Source organism: Sphingorhabdus sp. EL138 (assembly GCF_945882965.1).
GTDB lineage: Bacteria > Pseudomonadota > Alphaproteobacteria > Sphingomonadales > Sphingomonadaceae > Sphingorhabdus_B.
On sequence record NZ_CAMCWY010000010.1, the window covers coordinates 56,514 to 76,450 of the forward strand.

A 19,937-nucleotide genomic window follows, 5' to 3' on the forward strand; every position below is an offset into this window, starting at 1 on the left:
TTTGACCGATACCCGTCGCGCCCCCGCCAGGTTCCGCCGCAAGGGCGTTAAGGCGCAACGCAACGGTTTCACCCTAGTTGAAATGATGGTGACTTTATTTATTTTGGCGCTGCTGACAACGGTCGTGGCCATCAACGTGCTACCCAATCAGGACAAGGCCATGGTGCAAAAGGCACGGGCAGATATCGCCGTTTTGGGACAGGCACTGGAAACCTATCGCTTGGATAATTTGACCTACCCTGATGGAGGTGCTGGTTTGCAGGCGTTGGTGACGCCGCCGACGACCGGAGGGCGGAGTGAAGGCTATATCAAGAAACTGCCGATGGACCCTTGGAACCGCCCATATCAGTATAGCATGCCTGGAAAGAACGGCGCCTTTGATATCTATTCGCTGGGTGCCGATGGCGCGCCTGGGGGTGAGAATGATAATGCCGACATTTACGGCGACTAAGCCGTCCGTCCGTAACATCGTTCAGGATAATGCGCGTGGCTTCAGCTTAGTGGAGCTTATGGTGGTATTGTTCATAATCGGCATTGCGAGCACGGCCGTTGTTATGGCCGTACGCTCGCCCGAGCGCGGTGTTCGGGATGAGGCGGAGCAATTTGCCGCCCGCGTTGCCGCCTTGCGCGATAATGCCATATTGCAATCGCGCACCATGGCGGTGACCGTGCGCCCGTCGGGCTATGGCTTTGAAACGCGTAATAATGGCAACTGGGTGCCGATGTCCGAGGCCCCATTTTCAGCAACCGACTGGAAAAGTGGCACAACGGTTCAGATGTCCGGCGCGCGGCAGATGCGTGTAGCCTTTGACAGCACGGGCCTGCCGTCAAGCGCCGCCGATATCGCAATCAAACATGACAATGTAACGGTCACGCTAAAGCTCGCCGCAACCGGGGACATTCGCGTTGTCCGTTAAGGCTTCATTGCCTCGCAATGGCTTCACGCTGCTGGAAATCATGGTTGCTTTGGCGATTTTCAGCCTTGCGGCGTTAGCGATGGTGCGCTTGCAGGGATATTCGGTACGCTCGACAGCCAATCTGGGCGATAGCAATATGGCATGGCAAGTGGCGCGCAACTTGGCCGTAGAAATATCGTCCAACCCCGCGCCGCCATCTCTGGGAGAAACGCGCGGCGAAGAATTAAACGGCGGTCAGAATTGGCAGTGGATGGCCACAACGCGCGCCACCGATGACAGCCGTTTGGTGACTGTCGAGATCAACGTGGTCGGAACAGGCAACGCGGCACTCCGCAAGGCCCAGATGACGATAGCGAGGCCCATTGAACAATGACCGAATTGCGAAAGTCAGAGGCCGGGTTTACGCTTATCGAATTGCTGGTGGCGCTTGCGATTTTTGCACTCATTTCAGTGGCTGGTGTCATGCTTTTGCGTTCCGGCAGCGATACCCAAATTGCCGTGAAAAAGCGTCTTGAAGAAATGGCATTGTCGCATCGCCTGGCCAATAGTTTGGAAGGCGACCTAGCCCAAGCGATCGCGCGGCCCGTGCGAGATCAATCCGGCGAACCTATTCCTGCCTTTACCCAAGGTGAGGCAAGCTTTCCCGGCGCGCTATTTGGCTTTGTCCGGGCCGGGTGGTCCAACTTTGATCGTGCGCCAAGGGCAGGACTGCAACGCGTGGCTTATGTGCTGGAAGGCGGGTCGCTTAAGCGGTTGAGTTGGCCCATGCTGGATGGATCCGCGCCCACAGACGCTGCGGTCTTGTTGGAGGATGTGACGTCTGCAGCGGTCGAATTTCGGGATGATACAGGCGCTTGGCGCGACGACTGGACGGCGACCGATGCGGATGCTTTGCCGCGCGCTGTTGCCTTAAACGTCAATTTGGTCGGTAAGCCTTCCCAACGCATGCTTTTTCTGGTCGGTTCGCAAACACGCGTTGCAGCGCCGAGCGTTGACACAGGCGCTGCAGAATGATGCAGCAAAAACCTTCAGAGCGCGGCGCGGCCTTGCTGTCTGTCTTGCTTATGGTTGCAGTGCTGGCGGTGATTGCGGCTACGACGCTTGACCGGCTTAGCTTGTCGAGCAAATTGTCTGCCAATGGCAACGTGCTTGCCCAAGCGCGCATGTTTACCTACGCGACCGAGGCGATTGCCGCTGCGCGTATTGAGGACCTGGTTGCCCGCGATGTCGCGCAAACGACGTTAACGGGGGATTGGTTGGGGAAGGTACAAACTATTCCTATTCCTATCGGCTCTGCCAGGGCGTCCGTGCGGGATGCTGGCAATTGTTTTAATCTTAACAGCCTTGTGACCGAAATTGACGGCCGATACTTGGCGAGTGCGACGGGGCAAGACCAGATGACGTCGTTGTTGGTGGTGTTGGGCACAAATGAAAACGCTGCTCGTGTTATTGCGGCGGCAGCAGCCGACTGGGCGGACAGCGACATCATGCCTTTGCCAAATGGCGTGGAGGATGATGGGTATCTTTCTGCGGCGACGCCTTATTTTACGGCGAACAGGCTGTATGTGCATCCAAGCGAGCTGCGCGCGGTCAAGGGCGTAACCCCTGCTATCTATGCCACGTTGCAGGGTTGGATCTGCGCGCTGCCCGATCCGGTTTTATCGCCGTTGAATGTCAACACTTTGCTGCCCGAACAAGCGCCGTTGTTGGCCATGCTATTCCCGCCCGGCAAGATGAATTTGACCTTAGCGCGCAGCTATCTCGCCAAGCGGCCATCTAATGGCTATGGCAGCCTCATCCGATTCTGGGCGGCGCCTGAAATTGCCGCGCTGGAACCGTCTTCTCTGGTTCAAGGGCAGGTAAAACTGACGAGCAATTACTTTCTTTTGAACACAAATGTGTCATTTGGCGAACTCAAGCTTTCCGGACAGTCGATGATTGTCGCGTCGCCTGCGCCTGCGCGCGTTATCTGGCGCAGTTGGGGGGAAGAGGAATGACATTGGTCATTGCGCGGTTCCCAACATCTGAGCAGGACGACCCGTCGGTGTTTCGAGTCATTGAGGGCGTTTGGCAGGATGCTGGCGTACTTTCCAACTTCGTGCCGACGGTTGACGATGTGACTGTTATGGCAGTGGTCGCGCCTGAAGATGTTCGGTGTCACTGGTTCACGCTCCCCGATCTGCAAGGGCGTCAGGCCGAAACGGTGGCGAAACTGCGTGCAGCCGAACAATCGCTTGGCCTTGTGCACATCAGCGCTGGTACAGATTATGACGACGTTATTGCCACAGCGACAATCGCGCCGGAGGTAATGCAGCGCGGGTTGGATAGGCTTGGCGCGCGCGGGCTAAACCCCGACATTGTCCTGCCCTTTGCATCGTTGGTGCGTATCCATTCAGATGGCGTGTTCAGGGCCGAAATGGACGGCCTGTCCGTCCTGCGCGGCGCGCAATTTGCTATACCTGACGAAGCCATGTTGCGCGATTTGTTCATTGGCGACGCGCAGATAGAAAATATGGATAGCGACTCCATCCGGTCCATGCTGCTTTCTGCAAGCGCTGCGCCATTGCTCAATTTGCGTGAAGGCAACTTCGCAAAGCGAGATCAGGCGGTTTGGGTGACCGCAGAGCAAAAGATTTGGGTAAGGCGGCTTTTGGCCGCGCTTCTTATCGTGACAATGATGCTCACTATTGCGACCTTGGCAAAATATTGGACTGCAACTGCGTCTGAAAATGACGCCGCATTGGCTGCGGCACAGAAGATTGATCCGGCTATTCAGGACATTGATCAGGCCGAAAGCATGCTCGCCGCGTCGCTTAATCGTCAGGGCAAAACGCAAAGCCGCTTTGCGCCGCTTTCCGCTGCTGTGTGGCGCAGTGTGAAGGCTGCGCCGAATGTGTCCGTGCGGGAATTACGATATACGCCGGACGGTATTTTGACCGTTGTTCTGGCGGCACCGACCGCCGATAACATCAACAATGCGCTTGTGACCATTCAGCAAGACGGGTTCCGCATTACCGCAACCGCGCGGCAGGACACAACGGGTGCCACATTGGTTGATATGACAGTGAGGATGCCATGATAGCGGCGTTACGCTTATGGTTTGCTGCCCTAACGCGGCGCGAGCAATGGCTCGTTGGTGTGGCGGGCGCACTGACCGCTTTTGTGGTGGCGATTTTCGGAATGTTACTACCCGTTCTGGCAACCATTGATCAGGCAAAGCTAGATCATGACGTGGCGGTCCAACGGCGCGGGCGGATAATCGCCACGGTCGATGCCGCGCAGAAGCAGCAGACGGGGTCGCGCTCTGCAGTGACGGCGGATATTGACCAACTGATTACCCAAAATGCGGCGGAACAGGGTTTCGATCTCGTCAAATCGCCCAATAAAGCAGCAGGACAAATCAGCTTCCGGATTGACCAAGCGCGTGCGCCAGCATTGCTTGCTTGGCTGACGGAGCTTGAGGGCCAGAATGTTGCTGTGCGCAGTGTCGCCTTACGTACCGGCGCGAACAGCACCGTAACGGTTGAGGCGCAGTTGCAGATGAACGCGCCATGAAACGGCGCTTCGCCATTGCTTCGGTCGTAGCGCTCGCTTTTGCTGCGATACTGTTCATGCCCTTGCGGACTATCGTCGCTGGGGACGGGGTAACTGCACGCAAGGTTGATGGTATCATTTGGGATGGGTCCATCCGCGACCTGCGCCTTGGCAAAATGCCAGTAGGCGATGTCAATGCACGTTTGTTGTTATCCCCATTGTTTATGGGCCGGGCAGAGATATTGCTGTCACGGGGCAACGCGCAATTTGTGCCTGGCATAAACGGGTCTGTATCGCGCGGCATTAGTGGTGTGTCGGTTAACAATTTGTCCGCTACTTTGCGCGTAGGTGCCCTGTTCGCGCCGTTTCCTGCTGAAAATATTCAGTTTGAAGGTTTTTCTGCGCGCTTTGCCGCTGGCCGGTGCATGGATGCCAGCGGGCAAGTCCGGCTTACCCTGTCGGAAACGCTACCCGGACTTAACTTACAAAATGGGATGCTTGGTAAACCGCGCTGCGACGGTGCGCAATTATTGCTGCCTTTGGTCAGCCAATCCGGGATGGAGCGGGCGGACATTCGTTTGTCGGCAGACGGATCTTATATCATAGCAGTTACGCTCGATGCCGACCAGGGCGACCAAGCGGCAGTTTTAAATATCGCGGGTTTCCGGCCAGTTGCGCGGGGGTACCGCTTGGTCCAAAAGGGCCGGTTCTGAGCGCGTTTCTGGCGTCATTGGGCGATAATTTATTCGCTTTGCCCTTTTGGTATCAACTGATGCTGGCTATGCTATTCGGCGCAATCTGGGGCAGCTTTGTTGCCGCCTTATGCAGTCGCTGGCCACGTGGGGAATTGGTGTCGGACGGACGGTCGCATTGTGACCATTGCCAGACCACGCTTGGGGCTAAAGACCTTGTTCCCATATTGTCGTATCTATGGCTTCGCGGCAAATGCCGATATTGTGGTCAATTCATAGGAATAAGCGCGCTTTACATTGAACTTGTCTCCGCCGCGACTGGCCTATGTGCAGTCTTATTCTTGTCCGGTGGTCAGGCAGTGGCGGCGGCGGTGTTCGGTTGGGTACTGCTACCGCTCGTCATCCTCGATTATCAGAAACTATGGTTGCCTAATCGATTGGTCTTGATGTTGTCGTTAGCAGGCGTTTGCGCTGGTCCGTTTCTGACACCCGCGATTGACTGGCCTGACCGCATTTTGGGATGTATTTTCGGATTTCTGGCATTGGAAGCGATCCGGCAAACCTTTCGAAGGCTGCGTCAGGTGGACGGCATGGGTGGAGGCGACCCCAAATTGTTCGGAGCCATTGGCCTCTGGCTCGGTTGGCAGGGCCTGCCGATGACTTTACTTTTGGCAACTATCTTTGGGTTTCTGTTTGTTGCGGGTGCCTATGCGCTATCTAAAAAAACCGCCCGACATCTGCCGTTCGGGGCGTATATGGGGACAGCTGCTTTTACGATTGTCTTGCTGGTTTAGCCGTTTGACGCGGGCAAGGAAAAATAGCCTAATGCCGCAGACTATTGCGCAGGTTCAGAGGTCGCCGCGTCGATCTCGGCTTTTGCATCCGCCTCAATCAACTGCGTGGCTTCTTCGGCGGCTTGTTCGATGGTCAGCTTTTGTTTGGCCAAGTCTTCTTGCTGCGAGGCCGCAGACGTACTGCCCTCCGATAGTGCTGTATCGGCAGTAGCTGGCGTATCATTGCAAGCAGGAAGCGTTGCGACCGCAGCTATCAGCAACACAAATTTTCTCACTGCGCCAATTCCGGCTTTAGTTCGCCTTCATAATTTGCCAGATAGGCCAAGGCTGCGATCCAAGCTGCCACGTTTTGGCGCAATTCGGCCTTATCAAACTTGCCCAACGTATCATCCGGCGTGTGGTGGAGGTCGAAATATTTCGTTCCATCTTGCTGCAAATCCACGATACCTAGTTTGTGTGCAGCGGGGCTAAGAAACAGCGAGGAGGCTGCGGCGAACAGAGCGATATTTTTCTTCATGCCGTTTAGGCTTAACCGCATCGCACAGTTTTGCAATCCCGCCTTGCGAGGAAAGGTGCAGATAGCTAGGGAAGCGGCCAAATCAAAGTAATGCAACACAGGAACCGATCCCCATGGCAGCGCAATATAGCTACGTAATGAAGGGAATGACCAAAACCTTCCCCGGCGCGAACAAACCGGTGCTCAACAATATCAATCTGCAATTCTATCCGGATGCAAAGATAGGCATCGTCGGACCAAACGGCACGGGTAAGTCGACCCTGATGAAAATCATGGCGGGAATGGACACTGAGTTTACGGGCGAAGCATGGCCCGGTGAACATATCCGCGTTGGGTATCTGGCGCAGGAGCCGGAACTGGACCCTACCAAAACAGTGCGTGAAAACGTAATGGACGGCGTGCGTCCCGTGGCGGACTTGGTAGACCGCTTTAACGAGATTTCGATGATCATGGGCGACCCGCCCGAAGACGCCGATTTTGACGCGTTGATGGAAGAAATGGGTGCGCTTCAGGAAAAGATTGATGCCGTCGATGGTTGGTCGCTAGATAGCCAGCTTGAACTTGCCATGGACGCGCTGCGGTGCCCACCCGGCGATAGCTCAGTGATCAGCCTTTCGGGCGGTGAAAAGCGTCGGATTGCACTTACCAGATTGTTACTTGAAAAGCCTGACATCCTACTGCTCGATGAACCTACCAACCACTTGGATGCAGAATCGGTGGCGTGGCTGGAAAAACATTTGGTCGACTATAAGGGCAACGTCATCCTCGTAACCCATGACCGCTACTTCCTTGACAATGTCGTTAGCTGGATACTTGAGCTCGATCGCGGTCGGTACTTTGTTTATGAAGGCAATTATTCGACCTATTTGGAAAAGAAGGGCAAGCGGCTCGAACAGGAATCGCGTGAAGATGCCGGTCGTCAGAAGGCGATTAAGGACGAGCTGGACTGGATCCGGCAAAGCCCCAAGGCCCGACAAACCAAATCTAAAGCGCGTATCAAATCCTTTGACCAATTGGTAGAAGCGCAGGAAAATCGCACGCCCGGAAAGGCACAGATCGTCATTCAAATTCCCGAACGCCTTGGCAGCAAGGTTATCGAGGTCAAGAATGTTACCAAGGCCTATGGTGATAAGTTATTGTTCGAAAATCTGTCCTTCACCATCCCGCAGGGCGGTATTGTTGGCGTTATTGGGCCGAATGGCGCGGGTAAATCAACGCTTTTCCGCCTGATTACTGGTCAGGAAGTGCCGGATTCCGGCGAAGTGGATATTGGCGAAACTGTGAAGCTTGGTTTCGTTGACCAAAGCCGCGATGACCTCGATCCCAACAAAAATGTTTGGGAAGAAATCTCGGGCGGCGCGGACTTTATGAAGCTGGGCAAGCACGAAACGCCAACCCGGGCATATGTCGGGGCGTTCAATTTCAAGGGCACAGATCAACAGAAAAAGGTTGGCCTGCTGTCCGGCGGTGAACGCAACCGCGTGCATATGGCAAAGATGTTGAAAGAAGGCGGAAATGTGCTTCTGCTTGATGAACCGACCAACGATTTGGACGTCGAAACACTGTCAGCTCTTGAAGAAGCGCTTGAAAGCTTCGCCGGTTGCGCGGTGGTTATCAGCCATGATCGCTTCTTCCTTGACCGCTTGGCCACACATATATTGGCTTTTGAAGGCGACAGCCATGTCGAATGGTTTGAGGGCAACTTTGGCTCTTATGAAGAGGACAAGATTGCCCGCCTTGGCGAAGAAGCCACCCGTCCACACCGTGCAACCTATAAGAAGATGACACGTTGATGGTGGCTTGAAACCGCCCCTCGTCATCAATTGCAGCAGCGGCTTCGCAAGTTTAGGTGACGAGGATATGCTTTGCGCGGGACGGCATGCGGTCAGGAGATCACGGTCTATTCGGAAATATGTGCGGCCTTATGGGATAAGCCAGCGGGCCGCCCATGAATTCTGGGCTGAGTCCCATTGCCAGCGCGCACGCCGGTGGCCGGCATTGGCAAGATACAGCCATTCGATTGTCTCAATCTCAACCAACAACGCGGCAAAATTAACGCGATAGTCCGCCAGTTGCTCTTCCTCAGGTTGCTTGCCCGCTATCCAATCGGGCAAACCTGACGAAGGTTCTTCTGAGGGTGTGCCGGGTGCAGCCTCGGCCATGTAACAGCGCCGCGCAAATGGCGTTGATTCCGACCAAGCCCTGTCGGCAACGTCGCCAATGGCCGTGAAAAGTGTTTTTCCCGACATCCGGATTTGAACCTTTGCTTCAGGGTCATAAATCAACACGCTGGTCGCAGGGTTTTGAGCAATTTGTTCGGCTTTAATCGAACGCGAGTCGGTATGAAACCGCAGGGTGCGCGCATCTAGTGATGCGTCGCGTAATATCATGATCCGCAATTGTGGCATGCCCAATGCATCGACCGTGCCCACTATGGGCATATGACACGGGCTTTTGCGATCGGTCACACCAGCAACGATAAGGCCCCATGCTTCTTCAAAACTTAACGCGAGATCATCGTAAAAAGCGGGGAAACTATCGGGTTCGTTCATTGGACCTCAAAACTGTCGTTCTCATTGTTTAGAACGTAAAGATTACCGTCGGATATGCCAAAATAGGCGCCGTGCAGCTTCAATTGCGCCGATTGCTCGCGTGCCGCAATAAAGGGAAAACTACGAAGGTTGGCAAGGCTGACCCGGATCGCCTCCAGCTCCAGATCACGTTGTGGGTCTTGCGACGCGGACGCAAGCACTTTGTCGCGGGCAGGGCGGACAATATCCACCCAGCTATCAATGAAGCTGTACCCGGCGTTGCTCAGGTCGCAGCCCTCCAATGACGCTTTAATACCGCCACATTGCGCGTGCCCAAGAACGACGATATGACGCACCTCAAGGCCCAAAACGCCAAATTCAATCGCCGCTGACACCCCATGCAACCCGCCGCCGGTTTCATATGGTGGAACCAAGTTTGCCACATTGCGCAGGGCGAAAACTTGACCCGGCGTGGTATCAAATACCGTCGCAGGGTCGACCCGGCTATCGCAACAAGAAATAATCATGATGGGCGGTGACTGCCCATCGCTTGCGAGCGCGTCGTAGCGCGCCTTCTGACGGACATATGCGTCGGATTTGAAACGACGATATCCTTCAACCAGAACGCCAAACTCAGGCATTAGAAACGCTCCCCACGGACAACTTGAACGTCGCCTACTGTTAACAACATGCCATAACTATCAAGCAAGGGCGCAATTGCATCGATTAACTGTGCCGTTTTTGTGTCGGACGCGATGGCAAGCACGATAGTCTTTGCACTGGCTCCAGTGACGTCGTCATGCTGCCACTCGCCCGCACGTCCTCCGCCAGAGTCCACCTGAATGACGCTCCATCCTGAAATATCCACGGCCTTTAACTTGCCGACAATACGCGGGACAAGCGGCGTATCGACCAAGATTTCAATACGTTTGCGCGGGACGGTTTGTATCATGGGGTCATCCTAAAGCTTGGGCGAGGGCAGCGAAGATACTGATGCCAAAGATGATGTTGAACGGAAAAGTGACGCCGAGTGACATGCTCAGATAAATACCGGGATCAGCCTCGGGCAGGGCAAGGCGCATTGCGGAGGGAACCGCGATATAAGAAGCGCTTGCCGCCAATATCCCAAGTGCCGCTGCTGAGGCAATGTCGAGGCCAATGACCGTTCCAACGACGGTGCCAATCGTGCCATTTACCAAGGGCAACAAAATCGCCAAGATAACCAGTCGCAACGTCATCTTGCGCGATTGCATCAGGCGACGTGCAGCAATCAGGCCCATATCCAGAAGGAACAGGCATAAAACACCGCGAAAGCCGGTATCGAACAGCGGCTTGACGGTTGCAAATCCGTCGCTTCCAGCAATCGCACCAATGACAAAGCTGCCAACCAGCAACATCACCGAAGCATTGGTGAGCACCTCATGCCATGGTGTCGTGCTGCGCTCGCCAGACATATTTTCACCCTTGCGGACGAGCATCAGGCCACTTATAATCGCCGGTGTCTCCATCAGCGCCAGAACGGCGACCATATATCCCGCAGGGCTTAAGCCTTCGCCGGTTAGCAATTCTATCGCGGTTACAAAGGTAACAACGCTGACCGAACCATAATGCGCGGCAACCGCGCCAGCGTCGACTTTCGATAATTTGCCAACGCTTCGCAACAAAGCGAATGCCAAAACGGGCAAAAGGAAGCTTAAAGCAAGACCAGCGGCAGCAGCAACCATGACTTCTGCGGTGTTTCCGCTCTTGGATACCTCAACCCCGCCTTTTAACCCGATTGCTGCCATCAAAAAGATGGACATCGCCTTGGCGAAAGCCTCTGGAATAGTCAGGTCGGATTTGAGAGCAGAGGCAACAAAGCCAAGTACAAAAAACAGGATCACCGGCGAAGTTAGGGTATCAGCGATCATCTTTGTTCCTTTGCGGATTTTGCAACCCATAGCAGGCAAGTTGCAGTTGGCAAGATGACGCGCGACGTCTATTCGAGCATCATGAACGCGCTGATCAATATACCCGAACGTCCGGTTAGGGAACGCAAACCCGACTGGATCAGGGTTAAAGCGCCGACCGGTGAAGGGTTTGATGAAACGCGCCGCTTGATGCGCGATCTCAATTTGAACACGGTGTGTGAAGAAGCAGCCTGCCCCAATATTGGTGAATGCTGGACCAAGAAACACGCCACTGTGATGATCCTGGGCGATGTGTGCACCAGGGCTTGCGCATTTTGTAACGTGAAAACCGGCATGCCGCGGGCGGTTGACCCGCTTGAGCCAGAGCATGTGGCGATTGCTGCGGCCAAGTTGGGCCTTGAACATATCGTTATTACGTCTGTTGACCGAGACGATCTGCCCGACGGTGGCTCAAGCCAGTTCGTAAAGGTGATTGAGGCATTGCGGCGCACTACGCCCAACACCACAATCGAAATCCTAACCCCCGATTTCCGCAACAAGGCGCAGGCGGCGATTGAGGCAATCGTTACCGCCCGCCCCGATGTGTATAATCACAATCTGGAAACTGTTCCGCGCCTGTATCCAACCATTCGGCCCGGCGCGCGTTATTATGCTTCGCTGCGTTTGCTGGAAACGGTGAAGCGTCACGATCCCTCGATTTTCACTAAGTCCGGCGTGATGCTCGGGTTGGGCGAAGAACGGATGGAAGTGCATCAGGTGATGGACGACATGCGCAGCGCGGATATCGATTTCCTGACGATGGGGCAATATCTGCAGCCCACTCCAAAGCATGCCAAGGTTATGGATTTTGTTACGCCAGGTGCATTTGACGCTTATGCCGCCATTGCGCGTGCCAAGGGCTTTTTATTGGCTGTGGCAAGCCCGCTGACGCGGTCCAGTTATCATGCGGGTGATGATTTCGCCAGGATGCGCGACGCGCGTGCGGTGCAACTCGCCAAGGTGCGTTAAGGGTTCCGTTCACACATGCCGCACCACCACGAACGCCGCAGCCTGCCGCATAATGCGGCGCAAATGTATGATTTGGTGGCGGACGTCAGCCGCTATCCTGAATTTCTGCCTTGGGTCAGCGCAATCCGCATCCGGAAGGATGAAGAAAGCGAAATGCTCGCGGACATGATTGTCGGATTTAAATCGCTTCGGGAGACGTTCAGCAGCCGCGTGGTGAAGACCCCTAAGTCATCAATCATCGTGGATTATCTCGATGGGCCCATGAAGCACTTACACAATGCCTGGAGGTTCGAGGATGTCGAAGGCGGCGGCTCAATTGTGGAATTTACCGTCGAATTCTCGTTTCGCAACCGCGTGTTTGAGGCGCTGGCCGGTCAGTTTTTTGACTCGGCTCTCCGCAAGATGACAACGGCGTTTGTGGAACGTGCCGACGCGCTTTATGGTGCAGGCAGAAGCAACAGCTCCAACGCATGAAGCGTTGCAAAGGCTCGGATATCAGCGCGGCTTTTATCTGAGCCAAAGGATTTGTGGTCACCCATCACCTCTTGGGGGTTTTGACCTTTAACCGCCACTGCAAAAACCACAGTGCCAACCGGTTTGCTGGCGCTCCCGCCGTCTGGTCCGGCAACACCGCTAATCGCGACAGCCACGTCCGCGCCGCTTTCTTTCAGGGCACCTTGCGCCATGGCCCATGCGACGCCGACGGAAACAGCGCCGAATGCGTCGATGATGTCTTCATTAACACCCAGAAGCTTAATCTTCGCGTCATTGCTGTAGGTAACAAAGCCATAACCAAGGACAGCGCTGCTACCCGGAACTTCGGTAATCGCGGCAGCGACAAGGCCGCCGGTGCAGCTTTCCGCGATTGCGATCATGCGACCAGCAGCTTTGTTCTCGGCAACAACACGCGCGGCAAGCTCGGCAATCGCGGCAGGTAAGATAGTTTCCATGTTCAGATTTTCTCAAAAGTTGCAGTGGCTTGCGCGGCGATGCCTTCACCGCGGCCAGTAAAACCAAGCATTTCAGTTGTTGTTGCCTTTACCGATATTCGGTCCACATCAACAGCCATAATTTCCGCCAGCCGCGCGCGCATTTTTGTCCGGAAGGGACCGACTTTTGGTTGTTCGCAGATAATGGTAACATCGGCGTTTGACAGATCAAAACCGTCTGCGCGGGCCAGCTTGATGGCATGCGCAAGGAACCGGTCGGAGGACGCAGCGCGCCATTGCGGATCGCTTGGTGGGAAATGATCGCCAATGTCCCCCTTAGCCATGGCCCCCAATATAGCGTCGGTTAGCGCATGCATGGCAACATCGGCATCGCTATGGCCGTCAAGGCCCTTGTCATGCAGAATCTGCACGCCGCATAGCCATAATTCAGCGCCAAGCACCAGGCGATGGACGTCAAAACCGTTTCCGCTTCGGAATGTGGGCATGCTGTTTCCTGCAAAATCGCTTGAGAAGGTAAATTTATTTAGCGCCTCCGCGCCCGGCACGATGCGTACGTCGCCTCCCTGCGCCATCAGCATGCGTGCATCGTCGGTTGGTTCTGCACCCGTCCAGCTTAAGTGAGCTGCGTAAATGTCCTGAAAGGCAAAGGCCTGCGGCGTTTGAATACGCCATAGATTTTCGCGTGCGACGGTTTCGGAAAGTAAATCCGTGCCGCGTGAAAGGCTGTCAACGACGGGGAGGGCAGGGACAGCACCCGGCGCGCGCAACAATGCGTTCAACAAGTCGTCAATGACTTGAGCAGGAAGGAAAGGCCGTGCGGCGTCATGAATCAACACCTGATCAACTTTTTGATCAGCGGCAATCGCCTTTAACCCCAAATAGACGCTCTCGCGGCGCGTCTGCCCGCCTTGTAGAAGGATGGGTTGTTTGAGATCTGCCAACGCAGCGGCCGCCTCTACTTCTTGGCCCGCACTAACCGCCACATACACTTGGTCAATGGCCGGGTGCGCCGTCAATGCGGCATAGCTGTGCCACAGCATAGGTTTGCCGCGCACGAGGCGAAACTGCTTGGGCTGCGCGCCGCCCGCGCGGCTACCTGAGCCTGCGGCGACGATGAGCGCAACGGTGTGTGGACGAGAGACCATTTGCGCGCTCTAGCGACAGCAGACTTGCCCGCCAAGCTGAAAGCGGGTAACGGCCTGCCTAAATTTTAGGCAATGTTTGAAGATGCAACTTAAACCCATCCATATTGGCAACATCAAAATCGATTGTCCCGTCATTCTGGCACCTATGACTGGCGTCACAGATATGCCGTTCCGCAAAATCGTGCGTGAGTTTGGCTCCGGCTTGAACGTCACCGAGATGATCGCCAGCCAAGCGATGATCCGGGAGACGCGGCAAAGCATCCAAAAATGCGAATGGGACGCGATTGAGGAGCCGGTGTCGATGCAGCTTGCCGGTTGCATCCCTTATGAAATGGGTGAAGCGGCCAAGCTGAACGAAGAACGCGGTGCGGCCATCATCGACATCAACATGGGTTGCCCGGTCAAAAAAGTTGTCAATGGCGATGCTGGCTCTGCGCTGATGCGGGATTTGCCCTTGGCCGCGAGCTTGATTGCGGCAACGGTGAAGGCCGTGTCGGTGCCTGTGACTGTCAAAATGCGCATGGGTTGGGACCATGGAAGCCTCAATGCGCCGGAGCTTGGGCACATTGCCGAGGATCTGGGTGCAAAAATGATCACCGTTCACGGCCGTACGCGGAACCAGATGTACAAAGGCTCGGCTGATTGGGCATTTGTGCGTAAGGTGAAAAACGCAGTGTCATTGCCTGTCATCGTAAATGGCGACATTTGCAATATTGAAGATGCGCAAACTGCTTTGGCGCAGAGTGGCGCAGATGGCGTGATGGTTGGCCGCGGTGCGTATGGTAAGCCTTGGTTACTTGGCCAAATGATGCACTGGTTCCGTACTGGAGAGACCATCGACGACCCGAATATCGATACGCAATTTCATCTTATAATGAACCATTATCGCGCCATGCTTGACCATTATGGCAGTGAAGTCGGGGTGCGTATCGCACGCAAGCATATTGGCTGGTATACCAAGGGACTTAACGGGTCAGCCGAGTTCAGAAACTTTATGAACCGCATTGATGATCCTGATGTCGTGATCGACGAATTGACGCGCTTTTATGAGCCGTTCCTGATTCAATCGGCTGCCTGATTTATGTCGCAAGCCATGCATCGTCCCGATTATGGCCAGATGCTGTCGGGTATAGCGGTTCCAGTGCTTTTGATTTCGCCAGATCACATCATCACTTATGCCAATGACGCCAGCGAAGCGTTTTTCGGACGGAGTAAGCGGTGGTTGGAGGGGCAACGCATTGATGAAACGCTGATTTTTGAAAGCGAGCGGATGAATGCGGCATTATTGTTACCGGACAGCGACATATCCGCCCAAGATATGGAGCTTAAAACGCCCCACGGCGTTATTACAGTCGATATAAACCTGTCTTCGGTGTCCAAGGATCCGGAGTGGAGAATCGCCATCATATCGCCCCGTAATGGCGGGCGAGAGCATATCGGCGATCAGCGCGACATTGGGCAGCAGCAAGCGATGGGCGCGCCTGCCATATTGGGGCATGAGATAAAAAACCCATTGGCGGGTATCAAAGGCGCGGCGCAGTTGTTAGCCCGTATCGTCGATGAAAAAAACCGCGCCCTCACGGAATTGATCGTGAACGAGGTCGACCGCATTGCGCGGTTGCTCGACCAAATGCAAAAGCTTGGGCGGTCTGAACCGGCGGAACTTGGGCCTGCCAACATCCACTTGCTGATCGAGCGTGCCATTCGCTCGCTACGTGCAGCAAACCTCGCCATGCCTGAAATTTCCATTAATTATGACCCGTCGTTGCCAGATGTTTTGATCGATGCCGACGGGATGGTTCAAATACTCATCAACCTGCTGCAGAACGCAACAGACGCGCTGCAAGGGCGTCTGGACGGCGTGATAGGCATTTCGACCCGCTATGTCATGAGCGGTGCCTTGCGGGACGCTGACATTGATCGGCGGTCGATTAAATTGCCTGTTGAAATCGCTATTTCGGACAATGGACCCGGCGTGCCCGAACATATTGTCGACGAACTATTTTCGCCATTTGTGACCACAAAACGCGATGGGCAGGGGCTAGGCCTCGCCATTGTGCGCAAACTCGTGCAGCAAATGAACAGCCGCGTGCTGTTCGAACGCGATGCGGTTCAGGGGCAAACGACGTTCCGGCTGTTGCTGCCGGTTGCATCAGGGAAAACGAACGTATGAAACCGCCACGGGTACTCATTGTTGAGGACGACGCGTCTATCGGCCTTGTGGTGAGCGCCGCGCTTCAGGCGGAGAATATCGAAACTTCACTATGTGATTCCGTGGGGGCGCGCGACACGGCTTTGGCCAGTGGACATTTTGATTTAATGCTGACGGACGTCATGTTGAAGGACAGTGACGGTCTCAACACGTTGAAAGAGGCGATGGAAAAATCGCCCGACATGCCAGTCATCATCATGTCCGCGCAAAACACCCTGGAAACCGCAGTGCGCGCGAGCGAGATTGATGCGTTTGAGTATTTTCCCAAGCCCTTTGATCTCAACGATCTCGTTCTGGCGGTGAAGCAGGGAATCGAAAAGCGTCGCTCAACGGCGCAAGATCCTTTCGAATCGCTCACTGAGGCCAATCTGCCGATGATTGGACGAAGCGCCGCGATGCAGGATGTTTACCGCATGGTCGCACGGCTTTTGCGTAATGATTTGTCGGTACTAATCTCGGGCGAAAGTGGCACGGGCAAGGAATTGGTGGCCGAGGCAATCCACAATCTTGGCCATCGCAAGACCGGACCGTTCGTTGCCGTTAACATGGCCGCGATTCCAAGCGAGCTTATCGAATCTGAGCTATTCGGCCATGAAAAAGGCGCGTTTACAGGGGCCGTTGGCCAGTCGATTGGCCGGTTTGAGCAGGCGCAAGGTGGCACTTTGTTCCTTGACGAAATTGGCGACATGCCCATGCACGCGCAGACACGATTATTGCGCGCATTACAAAGCGGCGTCATCAGCCGTATCGGCGGAAAGGCAAGCATTCGCCTAGATGTTCGCATCGTCGCTGCGACCAACCAGAATTTGCCAGTATTGATCGAAAAAGGCGGCTTTCGTGAAGATTTATTCTATCGCCTGAACGTCGTCCCGATCGAAATGCCGCCATTGCGCAACCGAACGGAAGACATTGGCCTGCTCGCGCAACATTTTTTGATCATGGCGGCGAAAGATGGTCTGCCGATGCGGAAAATTGATGACAATGCCGTCACCCATTTGATGGCGATGCCGTGGCGTGGGAATATTCGTGAGCTGAAAAACCTGGTCTACCGTCTCGCTTTATTGTGTCGCGATGATACCATTACGGACGCGACGATCATGCAATTTGTTGAACCGGCGCAGGACACAGAACCGTCCATCCAAGGCGCAAGTTTTGAAGCCGCGGTGGCACAATTTTTGCGGGATCAGCGTCAGCGCGGACCAATGCGCGAGAAACTATATCCACGCGCATTGGCGCAATTCGAAATCCCGTTGCTTCAGCATGTGATGAAGCAAGTGAAAGGCAATCAGTTAAAGGCGGCAGCTTTGCTGGGTATAAATCGCAATACCTTGCGCAAAAAATTGACTGACTATGGCATTGGCCCTTCAGGCGGACGTTAGATGGATGAATTAACGCGACACGTTGCCTGAAAACCACTATTTTGTGCTTTTCAGGCAACGTAAGGAATGCCACAGTGTCTTTATGGCAACAATGGACCTTAAGGAAGAACGTGCTGCACCTTCCGCTGTCCGGCGTCTGTTTGAACGGGTTGCCGATCTGCTTGGCAAAAGTCAGTCTATAAAGTTTTTTGAAATTGGCAGCGCCGTGTTGTTGGTTGTTGCGGGCGTTTTTTCCGCTGTGCTTCTGATAGGGCAAGGGCCGCAATCGGAGCCACTGGCACCTGCGGCATCGGCGACAATGCTTGTCAGTAACTTGTTGCCAGCTACTTTGCTCCTTGTGTTGTTTGGCCGCCGCGTTGCACTCAAGCGCGCAGAGAGTAGTAGCATCGGCAGCAAGCAACTGTTGCATGTCCGTTTGGTCGCGATTTTTTCAGCGATAACTGCGGTGCCAACGGTTCTTCTCGTCATCTTCGCATCCTTGCTGTTTCAAAGCGGTATCCAATTTTGGTTCTCGGGCTCTGCGCGCGGAATGCTGGAAAATGCAGGGGAGTTGGCAAAAGGTTATTATGAAGTAAACGCCAGGGATGTCGGCGACGAAACGGTGACCATGGCTGGTGACTTCCGAAATGCATTAAGCCAAACCAACGCCGATGATCCTGCTTTTTTGAGTTATTATCTGGAACAGGTGTTCCGCAGGCGGCTAAGCGAATCTGCGATTGTGTCGGTTGGTGGCGATGGCGTTCAAAGGACAGAAGCTGTTGCGACCGAAAATGATGGCCGGAAGCAGGAATGGATCGCTGCAGACATCTTGACGAGACTGAATGCAGGCGAGGGGATGGTGATTACCAACCGCGCCGATAGAATTGAAGCTGTGACGATATTGTTCGATACACCGCGAAGCTATTTATACGCAAGTCGCGCCTTATCGGTTCCATCCTTTGCCCTTGGCAAAAAAGCGCAATCGGTCCTCCAAGATTATGACGATATGGCCAGTCGGGCACGCACGCTGCAAATCCAGTTCAATCTCGCGTTGTATTTTGTGTCGTTAATGATCATCGGGATCACTTTATGGGTCGCCTTGCGGGTTGCCGATCGCCTTGTGCGCCCGGTTAATAATCTCGTGAACGCCGCACAATTGATTGCAGAGGGTGATTTATCCGCGCGCGTGACCATTGACCAATATCGAAACGATGAAGTTGCCTTTCTTGCGCAATCCTTCAACCGCATGACAGAACGGCTACAGCAACAGACCAGCGTGTTGTTAGCGACCAATCGTCAACTTGGTGAACGACGTCTATTTATCGAGGCTGTTCTTGAATCTGTTTCCGCCGGCGTGGTTTCTGTTGATGGGAATGGCGTGGTGCAACTCGCCAACTCTACTGCGGAAAAGCTGCTGCAAAGTACATTCGAAACGATCGTTGGTCAAAAATTTGCGAGGGTCGCACCTGCGCTGGCTGCATTAGCCAGCGAAAGTCCGCGCGGCGTCGTGCAATTGGGGGATGGACCTGAGCCACTCACGGTGGCTGTAACCGTCTCCCCGCGAGAGCAGGGCAGTGTGGTGACCTTTGAAGATATTAGCCAGCAATTGGCAGACCAACGCAGCGCCGCATGGTCGGACGTTGCGCGCCGTATCGCACATGAAATCAAAAATCCGCTGACCCCGATACAGCTGGCCGCAGAACGCTTGCAACGCCGGTTTGGCAACAATATGCCCAAGGATCAGGCGATATTCGAACAATTGACCAGCACAATTGTTCGGCAGGTCGGGGACTTGCGCAATATAGTCGATGAATTTTCGTCCTTTGCACGCATGCCGAAGCCTTTGTTCCGCGCCGAAAATGTGCACGACATCGTCGGCCATGCCGTATTTTTATTTGAGGTGGCGCACCCCGACATCACATTCAACTATAATCAAACCGGCGCAGTCCCCACTCTGATCTCCGACAGACGACAGCTTGGGCAAGCGATTACAAATATTCTCAAAAATGCAGTAGAATCCATGGATGAAAAAAGAAAATTAGGTCCATTTGACGGAACTATCGCAATTGATCTTTTGATGGATGAAGAGGCGTTGATGATCCGCATCGCGGACAATGGCATCGGCCTGCCGTCAGACCGCCAACGAATTATGGAACCCTATATTACGAACCGTGCCAGCGGCTCGGGGCTAGGACTTGCGATTGTTAAGAAGATTATTGAAGAACATTTCGGAGAAATCTTATTGTCAGACAATGATCCTGTTGGCGCAGTCGTGACGTTGAAATTCAATCCGCAATTCGTGGCATCCAAAGCGGGCAAATTACATTCTTCCCCGCCGCTTTCCAATTCAGATGAGGTTACCGGATAGT

At 54.4% G+C, this 19,937-nt stretch carries 23 protein-coding genes and 1 pseudogene; 16 read left to right on the forward strand and 8 right to left on the reverse strand.

Annotated elements, in window-relative coordinates:
* Position 1: 1 nt before the first annotated feature.
* From gspG to Q0N43_RS06080, 9 genes are all read left to right on the forward strand, one after another.
* Positions 2 to 451, forward strand: a complete 450-nt coding sequence (gene gspG / locus Q0N43_RS06040; RefSeq protein ID WP_295443960.1) for a type II secretion system major pseudopilin GspG — start codon at positions 2 to 4, stop codon at positions 449 to 451.
* Positions 423 to 917 (forward strand): GspH/FimT family pseudopilin, encoded by a 495-nt coding sequence (locus Q0N43_RS06045; RefSeq protein ID WP_295443963.1) that lies wholly within the window; start codon positions 423 to 425, stop codon positions 915 to 917. The genes gspG and Q0N43_RS06045 overlap by 29 nt, the downstream gene beginning before the upstream one ends.
* Positions 907 to 1,290: a type II secretion system minor pseudopilin GspI gene (gene gspI, locus Q0N43_RS06050; RefSeq protein ID WP_295443965.1), complete on the forward strand. Its 384-nt coding sequence runs from the start codon at positions 907 to 909 to the stop codon at positions 1,288 to 1,290. The genes Q0N43_RS06045 and gspI overlap by 11 nt, the downstream gene beginning before the upstream one ends.
* On the forward strand, positions 1,287 to 1,931 hold the full coding sequence (gene gspJ / locus Q0N43_RS06055) for a type II secretion system minor pseudopilin GspJ (protein WP_295443968.1): 645 nt from the start codon (positions 1,287 to 1,289) through the stop codon (positions 1,929 to 1,931). The genes gspI and gspJ overlap by 4 nt, the downstream gene beginning before the upstream one ends.
* Positions 1,928 to 2,914 carry a type II secretion system minor pseudopilin GspK gene (gene gspK / locus Q0N43_RS06060; RefSeq protein ID WP_295443971.1) on the forward strand — a complete coding sequence of 329 codons (987 nt, stop codon included), beginning with the start codon at positions 1,928 to 1,930 and terminating at the stop codon, positions 2,912 to 2,914. The genes gspJ and gspK overlap by 4 nt, the downstream gene beginning before the upstream one ends.
* The gene (locus Q0N43_RS06065; RefSeq protein WP_295443974.1) at positions 2,911 to 3,996 is read left to right on the forward strand and encodes a hypothetical protein; all 1,086 of its coding nucleotides are present in this window, start codon (positions 2,911 to 2,913) and stop codon (positions 3,994 to 3,996) included. Before gspK ends, Q0N43_RS06065 begins: the two co-directional genes overlap by 4 nt.
* Positions 3,993 to 4,472 carry a type II secretion system protein GspM gene (gspM, locus tag Q0N43_RS06070; RefSeq protein WP_295443976.1) on the forward strand — a complete coding sequence of 160 codons (480 nt, stop codon included), beginning with the start codon at positions 3,993 to 3,995 and terminating at the stop codon, positions 4,470 to 4,472. The genes Q0N43_RS06065 and gspM overlap by 4 nt, the downstream gene beginning before the upstream one ends.
* Positions 4,469 to 5,164: a type II secretion system protein N gene (gspN, locus tag Q0N43_RS06075; RefSeq protein WP_295443979.1), complete on the forward strand. Its 696-nt coding sequence runs from the start codon at positions 4,469 to 4,471 to the stop codon at positions 5,162 to 5,164. The genes gspM and gspN overlap by 4 nt, the downstream gene beginning before the upstream one ends.
* Positions 5,165 to 5,232: 68 nt before the next feature.
* Complete coding sequence (locus Q0N43_RS06080; RefSeq protein WP_295443982.1) at positions 5,233 to 5,937, forward strand: A24 family peptidase; 705 nt, start codon at positions 5,233 to 5,235, stop codon at positions 5,935 to 5,937.
* Positions 5,938 to 5,978: 41 nt separating this feature from the next.
* Here the strand turns inward: Q0N43_RS06080 and Q0N43_RS06085 are convergent, their stop codons facing one another.
* Together Q0N43_RS06085 and Q0N43_RS06090 are read right to left on the reverse strand one after the other, a co-directional pair.
* Positions 5,979 to 6,212, reverse strand: coding sequence for a hypothetical protein (locus Q0N43_RS06085; protein WP_295443983.1), 234 nt, complete (start codon positions 6,210 to 6,212; stop codon positions 5,979 to 5,981).
* Positions 6,209 to 6,388 (reverse strand): annotated as a pseudogene (locus Q0N43_RS06090) (peptidase M28 family protein); the annotation flags it as partial. The pseudogene Q0N43_RS06090 and the gene Q0N43_RS06085, both read right to left, overlap by 4 nt.
* A gap of 179 nt (positions 6,389 to 6,567) precedes the next feature.
* Between Q0N43_RS06090 and ettA the strand changes: the two are divergent.
* Positions 6,568 to 8,247, forward strand: a complete 1,680-nt coding sequence (ettA, locus tag Q0N43_RS06095) for an energy-dependent translational throttle protein EttA (protein ID WP_295443986.1) — start codon at positions 6,568 to 6,570, stop codon at positions 8,245 to 8,247.
* Between the two features lie 129 nt (positions 8,248 to 8,376).
* On the opposite strand, the gene Q0N43_RS06100 is transcribed toward ettA, so the two are convergent.
* Genes Q0N43_RS06100 through Q0N43_RS06115 form a run of 4 tightly spaced genes read right to left on the reverse strand, consistent with a single transcriptional unit; the run spans position 8,377 to position 10,895 of the window.
* On the reverse strand, positions 8,377 to 9,006 hold the full coding sequence (locus Q0N43_RS06100; protein ID WP_295443989.1) for a pyridoxamine 5'-phosphate oxidase family protein: 630 nt from the start codon (positions 9,004 to 9,006) through the stop codon (positions 8,377 to 8,379).
* Positions 9,003 to 9,626: a carbonic anhydrase gene (locus Q0N43_RS06105; RefSeq protein ID WP_295443992.1), complete on the reverse strand. Its 624-nt coding sequence runs from the start codon at positions 9,624 to 9,626 to the stop codon at positions 9,003 to 9,005. The genes Q0N43_RS06100 and Q0N43_RS06105 overlap by 4 nt, the downstream gene beginning before the upstream one ends.
* Positions 9,626 to 9,937 (reverse strand): transcriptional regulator, encoded by a 312-nt coding sequence (locus Q0N43_RS06110; protein WP_295443995.1) that lies wholly within the window; start codon positions 9,935 to 9,937, stop codon positions 9,626 to 9,628. The genes Q0N43_RS06105 and Q0N43_RS06110 overlap by 1 nt, the downstream gene beginning before the upstream one ends.
* Positions 9,938 to 9,941: 4 nt before the next feature.
* Complete coding sequence (locus Q0N43_RS06115) at positions 9,942 to 10,895, reverse strand: sodium-dependent bicarbonate transport family permease (RefSeq protein WP_295443997.1); 954 nt, start codon at positions 10,893 to 10,895, stop codon at positions 9,942 to 9,944.
* Between the two features lie 81 nt (positions 10,896 to 10,976).
* Between Q0N43_RS06115 and lipA the strand changes: the two genes are divergently transcribed.
* Both lipA and Q0N43_RS06125 read left to right on the forward strand, forming a co-directional pair.
* Positions 10,977 to 11,903: a lipoyl synthase gene (gene lipA / locus Q0N43_RS06120; RefSeq protein ID WP_295444051.1), complete on the forward strand. Its 927-nt coding sequence runs from the start codon at positions 10,977 to 10,979 to the stop codon at positions 11,901 to 11,903.
* 15 nt (positions 11,904 to 11,918) lie between these two features.
* Complete coding sequence (locus Q0N43_RS06125) at positions 11,919 to 12,377, forward strand: type II toxin-antitoxin system RatA family toxin (protein ID WP_295444000.1); 459 nt, start codon at positions 11,919 to 11,921, stop codon at positions 12,375 to 12,377.
* Here Q0N43_RS06125 and Q0N43_RS06130 read toward each other — a convergent pair.
* Both Q0N43_RS06130 and Q0N43_RS06135 read right to left on the reverse strand, forming a co-directional pair.
* Positions 12,341 to 12,853: a CinA family protein gene (locus Q0N43_RS06130; RefSeq protein ID WP_295444002.1), complete on the reverse strand. Its 513-nt coding sequence runs from the start codon at positions 12,851 to 12,853 to the stop codon at positions 12,341 to 12,343. The genes Q0N43_RS06125 and Q0N43_RS06130 overlap by 37 nt on opposite strands.
* Positions 12,854 to 12,855: 2 nt before the next feature.
* A complete protein-coding gene (locus Q0N43_RS06135) occupies positions 12,856 to 13,998 on the reverse strand; it encodes a bifunctional 2-C-methyl-D-erythritol 4-phosphate cytidylyltransferase/2-C-methyl-D-erythritol 2,4-cyclodiphosphate synthase (protein WP_295444005.1) in 1,143 nt (380 codons plus the stop codon).
* An 82-nt stretch (positions 13,999 to 14,080) separates the two neighbouring features.
* On the opposite strand from Q0N43_RS06135, the gene dusB reads away from it, so the two are divergent.
* From dusB to Q0N43_RS06155, 4 genes are all read left to right on the forward strand, one after another.
* Positions 14,081 to 15,076: a tRNA dihydrouridine synthase DusB gene (gene dusB / locus Q0N43_RS06140; protein WP_295444008.1), complete on the forward strand. Its 996-nt coding sequence runs from the start codon at positions 14,081 to 14,083 to the stop codon at positions 15,074 to 15,076.
* Between the two features lie 3 nt (positions 15,077 to 15,079).
* The gene (locus tag Q0N43_RS06145) at positions 15,080 to 16,171 is read left to right on the forward strand and encodes an ATP-binding protein (protein WP_295444011.1); all 1,092 of its coding nucleotides are present in this window, start codon (positions 15,080 to 15,082) and stop codon (positions 16,169 to 16,171) included.
* Positions 16,168 to 17,589, forward strand: coding sequence for a sigma 54-interacting transcriptional regulator (locus tag Q0N43_RS06150; protein ID WP_295444014.1), 1,422 nt, complete (start codon positions 16,168 to 16,170; stop codon positions 17,587 to 17,589). The genes Q0N43_RS06145 and Q0N43_RS06150 overlap by 4 nt, the downstream gene beginning before the upstream one ends.
* An 82-nt stretch (positions 17,590 to 17,671) precedes the next feature.
* Positions 17,672 to 19,936, forward strand: a complete 2,265-nt coding sequence (locus tag Q0N43_RS06155; protein WP_295444017.1) for an ATP-binding protein — start codon at positions 17,672 to 17,674, stop codon at positions 19,934 to 19,936.
* Position 19,937: the final 1 nt, after the last annotated feature.